The organism is Ralstonia sp. ASV6, from assembly GCF_016429285.1.
Lineage (GTDB): Bacteria > Pseudomonadota > Gammaproteobacteria > Burkholderiales > Burkholderiaceae > Ralstonia > Ralstonia flaminis.
The window spans coordinates 18,561-29,321 of record NZ_JAELUI010000068.1 but is presented as its reverse complement, the minus strand read 5'-3'; the positions used below and the strand labels follow the sequence as shown (position 1 = coordinate 29,321).

Sequence of the window (10,761 nt, the reverse complement as noted above, 5' to 3'; positions counted from 1 at the left end):
GAAGACCAAGTGGGGCACCTTCCTGCCGTTTGCGCGGGTGGAGTATCAGCACGACTTCAACGGGCAGAGCAACGCTGGCCTGGCGTATGCGGACCTGGCGTCGTCGGGCCCTGCGTACTACGTGCCGGGCACGCCGTTTGGGCGGGATCGCGTGCAGATCGGGCTGGGGACGAAGTTCCGCACGGGGCCGCTCACGTTTGGGCTGGACTACAACGTGATGACGGGCATGGGGGGGCTGCAGCAGGGAGTACGACTAACCTTCAGTGCGCCGTTCTGAGGCAGCAGGTGCATCGCAAAGGACCAGCCTTCGGGCTGGTTTTTTGTTGGTGGATTTTGGTCTTTTTGTTGGTGGTGCATCCCTGTTTCGTACCCTGCCGGGCACGACTCACTTTTCTTTGTCTTGCCAAAGAAAAGTAAGCAAAAGAAAGGCGCGCCTGAGATGGCGACCCCCTCCTTGAATTTTCATAACCGGGCGGAGACGGGAAAAACTCGCTGCGCTCAAACAGTTTCCCGTCTTATTTCCGCCCGCTTACGAAAATTCAAGGCGCCATCAAGGGCAGGAAAGTCAAAGGCCAAACCGGCGGAATACAACGGCGAGCGCCAAAGCACGTTGATCGTGAGATGCGCGCAGCGGCACCCAAGACGAAGTCGTGCGCTGGCAAGAGATTGTTTGCTTTTCCGCTGCCCTATGCGGCGCCTTGAATTTCTGTTGCAAGGAGGAAAAAGGAAGGGAAACTGTTTGAGCGCAGCGAGTTTTTCCCTTCCCCTCCTTGGGGAGTGTCAGGATTTCCGTGTTCAAGGAATCTTTCGCCGCATCGGGCGCGCCTTTCTTTGCTTACTTTCTTTGGCAAGACAAAGAAAGTGAGTCAGCCCCGGCAGGGGATGAAACAGGGGATGAACCGCAACGGTTCAACTTACCGCTGGTTTTTCCCCAGTCAGCAAGTAATGCATCAACTCCCGCACAGGCCGAATCGCCTCCCCAAACGGCAGTTTCCCAGCCCCCCGGAAGAACAGCCCCCGCTCGACATCCCCCCGCAGCGCCTGCGCGAGCTTCAGATCAATACAGAACTGCCCCACCTTCCCAATACCGTCCCGCAGCCCGCACGTCTGCAAACAATCGAACCCCTGCAAACAATCCCGCACCTTGGCCTTCGCCTGCAAGGCACTCTCGCGTGAGAGATAGCGCGACAACCACGGCGTCATCACTGCCCGTGCCGGCAAGCCCGCCACGCTGACGAACTCCGCGATATCGCCATCCTCCGCACCCGTGAGCACACGCTTGAAGCGCGGGTGCGCATCGCCCTCTTCCGTCACGGCAAACGCAGTGCCGAGCTGCACCGCTGCGGCGCCCTTGTCGAGCCAGTGCCGCACCTTGGCGTGCGAGTCGATGCCGCCCGCCAGGATGATCGGAATCTGCTCCGCCGCCAGCCCCAGCTTGACGAACAGCTCGCGGCATTCATCGAGCACACGCGCGAACGAGAAACGCTCATCGCGCAGGTCTTCAATGCGCGCCGCGCCCAGGTGCCCACCCGCGTGCGACGGGTGCTCGATCACCACCGCATCCGGCAACCGCGCCTTCTTCATCCACCGCTTGAGCACCACGCCCACGCCGCGCGCGTCGGAAAGAATTGGGATGAGCGCCACCTTCGGGTACTCCGCCGTCATCTCCGGCAGATCGAGCGGCAGGCCCGCGCCCATGACGATCGCATCCGCACCGCTCTCGCACGCCTGCCGCACGAGTGCTGCGTGTGATTCCACGGCCTTCATCACGTTCACGGCGATCAGGCCGTTGCCTTGCGCGCCCTCGCGTGCGGCCCGAATCTCCCGATCCAGCGCGATGAGGTTGGCGGTGTTGATGGCCTCCTTGTCATGCGATTTCTCCGTCGCAGCGACGAGATCCGCATGGTGATGCCGCAAGTCAATACTGGCGATGGTGCCGACGCCGCCTTCGCGTGCGACAGCGCCGGCCAGCCGGTGCGCCGAAATACCCACGCCCATCCCGCCCTGCACGATGGGCACGAGGCTGCGCCCCGCAAGTGTGAACCGACGTTCCAGCATGACAACTCCCTGCGGCCTTGCCGCAACGCAATAGAAAAGGGATTGAGCGTCGCATAGGTGAAACGCGGCGGGGTTGCGCCAGATCAAGGCAGGCCGCGCCGGTGCATGCCGCCGCACATTGCGCGGCGGTTTGGACTGAAATGACGGCCCGATTGTCCCTCCAGGGGAATTCTTGCTGGCAACGTCGGCGGCCCTGTGCTTAAATTCAGCCTCGTTGGATGAAACAGGGGTGCCGTACGGATGGGCCGTGCGGCTGAGAGAGTCCCTTCGCACCCGATCCGGTTCGTACCGGCGTGGGAAGTTTCAGAACACCGCGTAGTCTCTGGCAGCCCACCCTTCTGGGTCACGCCACCTCTCCCGGTTTCGTCCACCGCCTGCTCCACCAGGCCACAGAATCAAGGACGAGACCATGCCCCAAGCCAAAAACGCCCCCGCCGCATCTTTCGACTCGCTGCAGACCGAGCTCGACCAGAAGTTCGCCTATCCGGCCTCCAGCAAGACCTATATCGCCGGCAGCCGCCCGGACGTGCGCGTGCCGATGCGCACCATCAAGCAGACCGCCACCCGCACCGACAAGGGCGAGATGCTGAACCCGCCGATCCCGGTGTACGACACCTCGGGCCCGTACTCCGACCCGGACGTGCACATCGACCTGAAGGCTGGCCTCGCCCCGCTGCGCGCCAAGTGGATCGACGAGCGTGGCGACACGGAAATCCTCTCCGGCCTGTCGTCGGAATACGGCCGCACGCGTGCCAATGACCCCGCCACCGCCCACCTGCGCTTTGCACAGCTGACCAACCCGCGCCGCGCCAAGCCGGGTGCCAACGTGAGCCAGATGCACTACGCGCGCCGCGGCATCATCACGCCGGAAATGGAATACGTTGCGCTGCGCGAATCGCTGAACCTGCAGGCGCTGCAAGACAAGCCCGAGTACCGTCAGCTGCTCAAGCAGCATCAGGGCTTCTCATACGGCGCCAATCTGCCGCAACGCCCGGAAGACATCACGCCGGAATTCGTGCGTGCAGAAATTGCCGCCGGTCGCGCCATCATCCCCGCCAACATCAACCACACCGAGCTGGAGCCGATGGCCATCGGCCGCAACTTCCGCGTGAAGATCAACGGCAACCTCGGCAACTCGGCGGTCACCTCGTCGCTGGCGGAAGAAGTGGAAAAGATGGTGTGGGCGATCCGCTGGGGCGCCGACACGATCATGGACTTGTCCACCGGCAAGCACATCCACGAGACGCGCGAATGGATCCTGCGCAACTCGCCGGTGCCCATCGGCACGGTGCCCATCTATCAAGCGCTGGACAAGACCGGCGGCGTGGCCGAAGACCTGACGTGGGAGATGTTCCGCGACACGCTCATCGAGCAGGCCGAGCAAGGCGTGGATTACTTCACCATCCACGCGGGCGTGCTGCTGCGCTACGTGCCGCTCACCGCCGACCGCATCACGGGCATCGTCTCGCGCGGCGGTTCCATCATGGCCAAGTGGTGCCTGGCGCATCACAAGGAAAACTTCCTCTACACGCACTTCGACGAGATCTGCGAAATCATGAAGGCGTACGACGTGTCGTTCAGCCTGGGTGATGGTCTGCGTCCGGGTTGCATTGCCGACTCGAACGACGCCGCGCAATTCGGCGAGCTGCACACGCTGGGTGAACTCACCAAGAAAGCGTGGGAGCACGACGTGCAGGTGATGATCGAGGGCCCGGGCCACGTGCCGCTGCAGCGCGTGCAGGCCAACATGGACGAAGAGCTGAAGCACTGCTTCGAAGCTCCGTTCTACACGCTGGGCCCGCTGGTGACCGACATCGCCCCCGGCTACGACCACATCACCAGCGGCATCGGCGCGGCCAACATCGGTTGGTACGGCACGGCCATGCTCTGCTACGTCACGCCCAAGGAACACCTGGGCCTGCCCGACAAGGAAGACGTGCGCGAAGGCATCATCACCTACAAGATTGCTGCGCATGCGGCTGACTTGGCTAAGGGCTGGCCGGGTGCGCAGCTGCGTGACAACGCGCTGTCCAAGGCACGCTTCGAATTCCGTTGGGAAGACCAGTTCAACCTCGGCCTCGACCCGGAAAAGGCTCGCGCCTTCCACGACGAGACGCTGCCGGCCGAAGGCGCAAAGATCGCCCACTTCTGCTCGATGTGCGGCCCCAAGTTCTGCTCGATGAAGATCACGCAGGAAGTGCGCGACTACGCGGCCACGCTTGACGCCAACGCCACCACCGCCGTGAGCGGGATGGAAGAGAAGTCGATCGAGTTCCGCAAGAGCGGCAGCAAGATCTACAGCTAAACCAACCGGTGCAATGCCAACTTCCACGTCTTTTGATGTAACGATCCTCGGTGGCGGCCTCGCTGGCCGCCTGTGTGCTTGGCAACTTGCGCAGGCCGGTGTGCCGGCTGCACGCATTGCCGTGGTGGAGCGCGGCGCGCGCGACGGCAGCAGTGCCGCCGCGCACGTGGCTGCCGCCATGCTGGCGCCGCTGGCCGAAGCTGCCGTGGCCGATCGTTTTGTCGTTGACTTGGGGTTGGCAAGCCTGGCGCTGTGGCGCGAGTGGCTGCCGAAGCTGCGCACGCCGGTGTTCTTCCAGGAGGCCGGCACGCTGGTCGTCTGGCATGCGGCGGACCGTGGCGAGGCATCGCTGTTTGCTTCTCGCGTGCGCGCCATTGCACCGCCTGAACGTGTTGCCGCCGACTTGCGCGCGGTGGATGCCGCAGGCATCGGCACGCTGGAGCCGCTGCTCGCGCAGCGCTTCACGCAGGGGCTGTATCTGGCGGGCGAAGGCCAGCTCGATAACCGCACCTTGCTCGGCGCGCTGGCAACGGAGTTGGAAGCGCTCGGCGTGCAACTGCGCTGGAACACGGAGATCGTCGATCCGCGCCCGGAAGCACTCGCGGCGAGCGGCCTCGGCGCCCGTCTCGTGCTCGATTGCCGTGGCCTTGGCGCCAAGCCGCAATGGCCGCGCCTGCGCGGTCTGCGTGGTGAGGTCGCGCGCATCCACGCGCCCGATGTGTCGCTCACGCGGCCGGTGCGCATGCTGCATCCGCGCTACCCGCTGTACATCGCGCCCAAGCCCGGCAACGTCTACGTGATCGGCGCGACGGAAATCGAATCCGATGACATGTCGCCCGCCAGCGTGCGTTCCACGCTGGAGTTGCTGTCTGCGGCCTATGCCGTGCACCCTGCCTTTGGCGAGGCGCGCGTGCTGGAACTGAACACGCAGTGCCGCCCGACGCTGCCAGACCACCGCCCAGCGTTGCGCTGGGATGGCGCTGGCATGCTGTCGGTGAATGGCCTGTACCGGCATGGCTACATGATCGCGCCGGCCGTCACCCAAGCTGCGGTGGCCGTTGCGCGTGATCTGCTGGATGGCCGTGCCCTCGATGCACACGACAGTGAATGGCCCGAGCTGTTCACTGCAAGCGCATCGCCTGAACCTGTTTTGTCATGACGCTGAACGTCACCCTCAACGACCTGTCGCTCGCGCTGCCCGCCGGCAGCACGCTGGCTGACGCCATCGGTGCCGCCGCGCCGCAGCTGCAGATCGCCCCACCGTTTGCCGCCTCCGTGAATGGCGACTTCGTGCCCAAGGCGCGCCATGCGCAGCACGCGCTCAACATGGGCGATCGCATCGCACTCGTGCAGCCTGTCGTGGGCGGCTAGGAGTTTTTGATGACCACTACGAATCTTTCCGCGCTCGCCGGTCAAGCTGATCCGCTGCGCCTGTACGACGAGACCTTCGCCTCGCGCCTGCTGCTGGGCACCGCGCGCTATCCGTCGCCGCAATCGCTGGAAGACGCGGTGCGCGTATCCAACCCGGCCATGCTCACTGTGGCGCTGCGCCGCCAGAGCGCTGGCTCGCCCGAAGGCGGCGCGGGCTTCTGGAAGATGCTGCGCGCGCTGGGCGTGCCCGTGTTGCCAAACACCGCCGGCTGCTATTCCGCCGACGAGGCCTACACCCTCGCGCAGATGTCGCGCGAAGTGTTCGAGACCGACTGGATCAAGCTTGAAGTCATCGGCGACGATTACACGCTGCAGCCCGACACGCTCGCGCTGCCGGCCGCTGCCGAGCGCCTCATCCGCGATGGCTTCAAGGTGCTGCCGTACTGCACCGAAGACCTCGTCCTGTGCCGCCGCCTGCTCGACGTCGGCTGCCAGGCGCTGATGCCGTGGGCCGCGCCCATCGGCACCGGCCGTGGCCCCACCAACCCGTACGGCCTGCGCCTGCTGCGCGAGCGCCTGCCCGACGTACCGCTCATCGTCGATGCGGGCCTGGGTGTGCCCTCGCACGCCACGCAGGTGATGGAGTGGGGCTATGACGCGGTGCTGCTGAACACCGCCGTCGCGCAAGCGGGTGATCCGGTGGCGATGGCGCAGGCGTTTGCCATGGCGACGCAGGCCGGTCGCCTTGCACGCCTGTCGGGTCCGATGCCGGAGCGCGATGTGGCGCAGGCCAGCACGCCGGTGGTTGGCCTGCCGTTCTGGCACGCGGAAGAGAGAAGCGCATGAGCCTGTCTGCATTGCGTTTCTCCACCACGTGGCCCGAGGCTGCCGCGCTTGCCGCACAGATCATCGATCGTCATGTCGAAGCCTTCGGCAGCGCGCCGCACGCCTGGAGCGTGACCGACCGCGCGGAAGAGGCAACCACGGCCGTCACAGTTCTGCTGACCACCGACGCAGCACAAGCTGACCGTGCTCGCGCAGCGGGCGCTGCCGTCGTACTCAGCGAGTCGCACGGCGCCGAGCGCATCGACACCGTGCACGACCGCCTCGGCACATACCGCTTCACGTCTGCGGCACATGGGGGCGCGCTCGACGCGCGCTTCGTCGCCATCTTCGGCGCGGCACTCGCACTGGCGTTCGAGCCGCGCGATGCGTTGTGCGTAGCCCGCGCGTGGATCGCGGAAGCCAACGCCGATGCGCTCGCCTGGCCCACGCGCTTCGATGCCCTGCCCCGCGTGCTCGAACCCGCGCTGCCGTGCCCGACCGCGCCGGACATCGCCTTTGCGCCGTGCCCAACGCAACTCGGCGTGTATGCCGTGGTGCCGGATGCGGAGTGGGTCGAACGCCTCGTTGCACTCAAGGTGCCGACCGTGCAGTTGCGCTTCAAGTCGGACGAGGCGCAAGCCGTGGCCGACCAGGTGTGCCGTGCAGAAGCCGCCGCACGCGGCAGCGACACACGCCTGTTCATCAACGACCACTGGCAAGTGGCGCTCAATGTGCACGCGCAAACGCCCAACAGCGGCATCTACGGCATCCACCTTGGGCAGGAAGACATCGACGACGCCGACCTGGTGGCGATCCGCTCCGCAGGTCTGCGCCTTGGCATCAGCACGCACGGCTTTGCCGAAATGCTGCGCGTCGCCCCCCTGAACCCGAGCTACCTCGCACTCGGCGCGGTGTTTGCCACGCCCACCAAGACCATGCCGACCGTGCCCCAGGGCCTGGGCCGCTTGTTCGCCTATGCGTCGGCCATGCGCACGCGCGTGCCGGCACCCCCGCTGGTGGCGATCGGCGGTATCGATCGGGCAGCGATGCCGCGCGTGCTGGAATCTGGCGTTGGCTGCGTGGCCGTGGTGCGTGCTGTCACGCAGGCCGACGATGTGCCTGCGGCGGTACAGGCTCTGCAAGCGACGTTCGCGGCGCACGTGCGCGTCTGAGGTAACGCAAGGGTTGCGCAACGCAGTTTGCGTCCCGCAACCGCCATCTCACTGACCTATCCTGTTCGTGCGCTGCCCAGGTCATTGCCGGGGCGGCGCATCCTCATTCACGCTGCAGGAGACAGACATGGCGGTCAAGCCCATTCCCGAGGGTTACCACAGCGTCACCCCGTACCTGAGCATCAAAGGCGCCGCACGCGCGATCGATTTCTACAGGCAGGCGTTCGGTGCCACCGAACTCTTTCGCATGGACGGCCCCAACGGCACCATCGCGCACGCCGAAATCCGCATCGGCGATTCCCCCATCATGATGTCGGATGAAGTGCCGAACATGGCCTGCGCCAGCCCCGACACGCTGCAGTGCACGTCGGTGGGGCTGATGATCTATGTGCCCAACGTCGACACCGTGTTTGCCAACGCGCTCAAGGCCGGCGGCACGGAAGTCCGCCCGGTGGTGGATCAGTTTTATGGCGACCGCTCCGGCACGCTCAAAGACCCGTTCGGCCACGTATGGACCGTGTCCACGCATGTGGAAGACGTGGAGCCCGATGAGATGGCGAAGCGCATGGAGAAGTGGGCGAAGGAGCAGGCAGGCGCATCGGCTTGAGTCTGTGAGCAGAGGAGAAAAGGCGCGGATCACGGTCCGCGCTTTTCTTTGCCCGCGCTCGATGTCTAGCGCGGCTGGCAGGTCACCAGCACGTTGGTCACATCATTGGTGGCCGTGCCGCTGGCGTTGGCCACCGCGCAATTGGCCGATGCCGGTTGTGCACTGATCGTCACCAGGTAGCTGCCGTTGAACGGCACCAGCCCACCGAACACGAACGCGCCGTTGCTGGCAATCGTTAGCGAATCGCGGCCGTTGTTGAGCAGCACGATCGACTGGCCGCCCGGCAGGCCGCTCACCGTGCCACCAATCGAAAAGTTGCTGCCGAAATCACTGACAAAGCTTGCATTGCAGGCACCCAACAGCGCGCACAGCACCGCGGGCAGGCAGCGAAAGACACGTGCGATCGGCAAGCGCTTCATGGCGGCTCCTGGGATCAGTCTTCGTCGATGTCGACTTCGAGAGCGCGCGGTGCGGCCAGTGGGCGCGGTGCAAAGCCATGGTTGAGCGGGCCCGACCCGCGTCCCAGGGCCAGGTGACGCCCCGCGCCGATGGCATGCAGCAGGTAATCGAGCGAGGCTTCGATGGCAGCTTCCAGCGCGTCGCCGCGTGCGAGGTGCGCGGCAATGGCGGCCGACAGCGTGCAGCCCGTGCCGTGCGTGTGCGGCGTGTCGATGTAGGTGTGCGCGTAGACGCGCTCTGTGCCGTCGGCGGTGACGAGCACGTCTTGCAGCACGCCGTCTTCACCGGCGGTGGCCACGTCTGCCAGGTGCCCGCCCTTGAGCAGCACGGCGCGCGGGCCCAGGGCCAGCAGGTCGCGTGCGGCGGGCAGCATGTCGTCAGCTGTGCGGACTTCGCGGCCGAGCAGTGCGCTGGCTTCCGGCAGGTTGGGCGTGACCACCAGGGCGCGCGGGAACAGCCATTTGGCCATGGCCTGCACGGTGGCATCGCTGCCGAGCTGAGCGCCGCTGGTGCTGACCATGACGGGGTCGACAACCAGGTTGGTGATCGGGTGGCGGTCCAGCGCCGAGAGAATGGCTTCCACGATCTGCGGCGTGCCCAGCATGCCGGTCTTGGCCGCATCCACGCCAATGTCGCCTGCCACGGCATCGATCTGCGCAGCCACGATGTCCGGTGTGAGCGATTCCACCGCCGTCACGCCCAGCGTGTTCTGCGCGGTGATGGCCGTGATGGCCGACATGCCGTAGCAGCCGAGCGCGGCAAACGTCTTCAGATCGGCCTGGATGCCCGCCCCACCGCCGCTGTCCGAGCCGGCGATGGTGAGCACGCGCGGCACGTGCGAGGCGGGGGCGGCAAACGCAGCGAGGGTCGGGTCGGTGATTGTCATGGCGGGTGCGAGCGTTGGGGGTTGTTCGCACTATAGCGCCATCGCAGCCGGATCGATGTGCGGGGTTCCGAACCCGGACGGCGCGCGTTTCAGGTGCGAACGTGAGGCTCGCGTCTCCGAGTGCAAGGCTCAGAACGTCGAACGCGAGGCTCAGACGGTCGAACGTGGAGCTCAGACGGCCGAACGTGGAGTTCAGAGGGCCGAACGTGGAGCTCGGACGGTCGAACGTGGAGCTCAAACAGTCGAACGCGAGGCTCGGATTGCCGAACGCGGCGTTCAGAACGTGAAGCGTGAGGTTCAGAACGCCGAGTCAGCCGTGCTTGGAGCCCCGGCCCCCGGGGTGTGGCCGTCAATCCATCAGGTCGGTGTAATCCGCCGCGGCAAAGCCCTGGGCGCGTACCCACGGTGCAGCGGCCGGTGTGGGCAGCGCTGTCACCCGCGTGAGCTTGCGCTGCGAGCCGCTGGCGTTGCGCGATTCCACGCGGCGCGGGTATTGGCCGGCCACATCCCATTCCACGGTGACGGTGCGTTCTCCCTGGGCCGAGCGGTAGGTCTGCACGCCGTTGCGCACCGGACCGTCGGCGCGCATGCCCTTGAGCGCGGCTGGGTCGAGCAGGTGATACGCCGTCGCCCACGAGCCGTCGAAGCCGATGTTGGCGTATTCCGCGGGCAGCACGTTGTAGCTCTTCTGCTGCGAAACGCTCACCACGCGCACCGTCAGCACGCCCTTGGCGTCGCGCTCGATCCAGCGCGGGGCGGTATCGGTGTCGGCGTGCTTGTGGCCGGCGTGGGCGTTGGTGTTGTCGTGTTCTGCATGGGCCGATGCGGGCGGCAGCTCGCGCGCAATCCACACGCGGTCTCCCTGGCGGTAGACGCGCTCGGCAAAGCGCATGTCGCGCTGGATGCCGTCGGTGCCGAGCGACGACAGTTGATGTTCAACACGGAGTGCGGTCAGCGGCGCGGATGCCGCCGGGCCGGCGGCTTGTGCGGTCGCAGCGAGCGCGGCCAGCGCGAACGAAAACAGAAGGCGGGCAGATCGGGTCATACGAATTCGAAATCGGGAAAGCAGAAACGAAAA

11 protein-coding genes and 1 riboswitch are annotated in these 10,761 nt (G+C 65.7%); of the genes, 7 read left to right on the top strand and 4 right to left on the bottom strand.

All coding sequences use genetic code 11. From position 1 onward, the window contains the following. The coding region (locus JHD73_RS14985) for an autotransporter domain-containing protein (protein WP_199031067.1) at positions 1-277 on the top strand (277 nt) is incomplete at its 5' end. A 632-nt stretch (positions 278-909) separates the two neighbouring features. Here the strand turns inward: JHD73_RS14985 and JHD73_RS14980 are convergent. Then, a complete protein-coding gene (locus JHD73_RS14980) occupies positions 910-2,058 on the bottom strand; it encodes a nitronate monooxygenase family protein (RefSeq protein ID WP_199031066.1) in 1,149 nt (382 codons plus the stop codon). A gap of 215 nt (positions 2,059-2,273) precedes the next feature. Next, a riboswitch (TPP riboswitch) is annotated at positions 2,274-2,375 on the top strand. 92 nt (positions 2,376-2,467) lie between these two features. Between JHD73_RS14980 and thiC the strand changes: the two genes are divergently transcribed. The 6 genes from thiC to JHD73_RS14950 all read left to right on the top strand — a co-directional run bounded on the left by thiC (position 2,468) and on the right by JHD73_RS14950 (position 8,338). Next, positions 2,468-4,363, top strand: a complete 1,896-nt coding sequence (gene thiC / locus JHD73_RS14975) for a phosphomethylpyrimidine synthase ThiC (protein ID WP_233176988.1) — start codon at positions 2,468-2,470, stop codon at positions 4,361-4,363. A 13-nt stretch (positions 4,364-4,376) separates the two neighbouring features. After that, positions 4,377-5,522, top strand: a complete 1,146-nt coding sequence (locus tag JHD73_RS14970) for an FAD-dependent oxidoreductase (protein ID WP_199031065.1) — start codon at positions 4,377-4,379, stop codon at positions 5,520-5,522. Continuing rightward, positions 5,519-5,734 carry a sulfur carrier protein ThiS gene (gene thiS, locus JHD73_RS14965; protein WP_199031064.1) on the top strand — a complete coding sequence of 72 codons (216 nt, stop codon included), beginning with the start codon at positions 5,519-5,521 and terminating at the stop codon, positions 5,732-5,734. Before JHD73_RS14970 ends, thiS begins: the two co-directional genes overlap by 4 nt. Before the next feature lie 9 nt (positions 5,735-5,743). Next, complete coding sequence (locus JHD73_RS14960) at positions 5,744-6,580, top strand: thiazole synthase (RefSeq protein WP_199031063.1); 837 nt, start codon at positions 5,744-5,746, stop codon at positions 6,578-6,580. After that, positions 6,577-7,731 (top strand): thiamine phosphate synthase, encoded by a 1,155-nt coding sequence (locus JHD73_RS14955; protein WP_199031062.1) that lies wholly within the window; start codon positions 6,577-6,579, stop codon positions 7,729-7,731. The genes JHD73_RS14960 and JHD73_RS14955 overlap by 4 nt, the downstream gene beginning before the upstream one ends. Before the next feature lie 127 nt (positions 7,732-7,858). Further along, a complete protein-coding gene (locus JHD73_RS14950) occupies positions 7,859-8,338 on the top strand; it encodes a VOC family protein (RefSeq protein WP_199031061.1) in 480 nt (159 codons plus the stop codon). A gap of 65 nt (positions 8,339-8,403) precedes the next feature. Here the strand turns inward: JHD73_RS14950 and JHD73_RS14945 are convergent, their stop codons facing one another. From JHD73_RS14945 to JHD73_RS14935, 3 genes are all read right to left on the bottom strand, one after another. After that, positions 8,404-8,757 carry a DUF4369 domain-containing protein gene (locus tag JHD73_RS14945; RefSeq protein ID WP_199031060.1) on the bottom strand — a complete coding sequence of 118 codons (354 nt, stop codon included), beginning with the start codon at positions 8,755-8,757 and terminating at the stop codon, positions 8,404-8,406. A 14-nt stretch (positions 8,758-8,771) separates the two neighbouring features. Further along, positions 8,772-9,683 carry a bifunctional hydroxymethylpyrimidine kinase/phosphomethylpyrimidine kinase gene (gene thiD, locus JHD73_RS14940; protein ID WP_199031059.1) on the bottom strand — a complete coding sequence of 304 codons (912 nt, stop codon included), beginning with the start codon at positions 9,681-9,683 and terminating at the stop codon, positions 8,772-8,774. 349 nt (positions 9,684-10,032) lie between these two features. Next, positions 10,033-10,728, bottom strand: coding sequence for a hypothetical protein (locus JHD73_RS14935; protein WP_199031058.1), 696 nt, complete (start codon positions 10,726-10,728; stop codon positions 10,033-10,035). Positions 10,729-10,761: the final 33 nt, after the last annotated feature.

Bases quoted from the DNA above. Each gene is read 5' to 3' on its own strand.
- thiD (WP_199031059.1), bottom strand. From the start codon at position 9,683: ATGACAATCACCGACCCGACCCTCGCTGCGTTTGCCGCCCCCGCCTCG.
- JHD73_RS14935 (WP_199031058.1), bottom strand. From the start codon at position 10,728: ATGACCCGATCTGCCCGCCTTCTGTTTTCGTTCGCGCTGGCCGCGCTC.
- JHD73_RS14955 (WP_199031062.1), top strand. From the start codon at position 6,577: ATGAGCCTGTCTGCATTGCGTTTCTCCACCACGTGGCCCGAGGCTGCC.
- JHD73_RS14945 (WP_199031060.1), bottom strand. From the start codon at position 8,757: ATGAAGCGCTTGCCGATCGCACGTGTCTTTCGCTGCCTGCCCGCGGTG.
- JHD73_RS14980 (WP_199031066.1), bottom strand. From the start codon at position 2,058: ATGCTGGAACGTCGGTTCACACTTGCGGGGCGCAGCCTCGTGCCCATC.
- JHD73_RS14950 (WP_199031061.1), top strand. From the start codon at position 7,859: ATGGCGGTCAAGCCCATTCCCGAGGGTTACCACAGCGTCACCCCGTAC.
- JHD73_RS14960 (WP_199031063.1), top strand. From the start codon at position 5,744: ATGACCACTACGAATCTTTCCGCGCTCGCCGGTCAAGCTGATCCGCTG.
- JHD73_RS14970 (WP_199031065.1), top strand. From the start codon at position 4,377: ATGCCAACTTCCACGTCTTTTGATGTAACGATCCTCGGTGGCGGCCTC.
- thiS (WP_199031064.1), top strand. From the start codon at position 5,519: ATGACGCTGAACGTCACCCTCAACGACCTGTCGCTCGCGCTGCCCGCC.
- thiC (WP_233176988.1), top strand. From the start codon at position 2,468: ATGCCCCAAGCCAAAAACGCCCCCGCCGCATCTTTCGACTCGCTGCAG.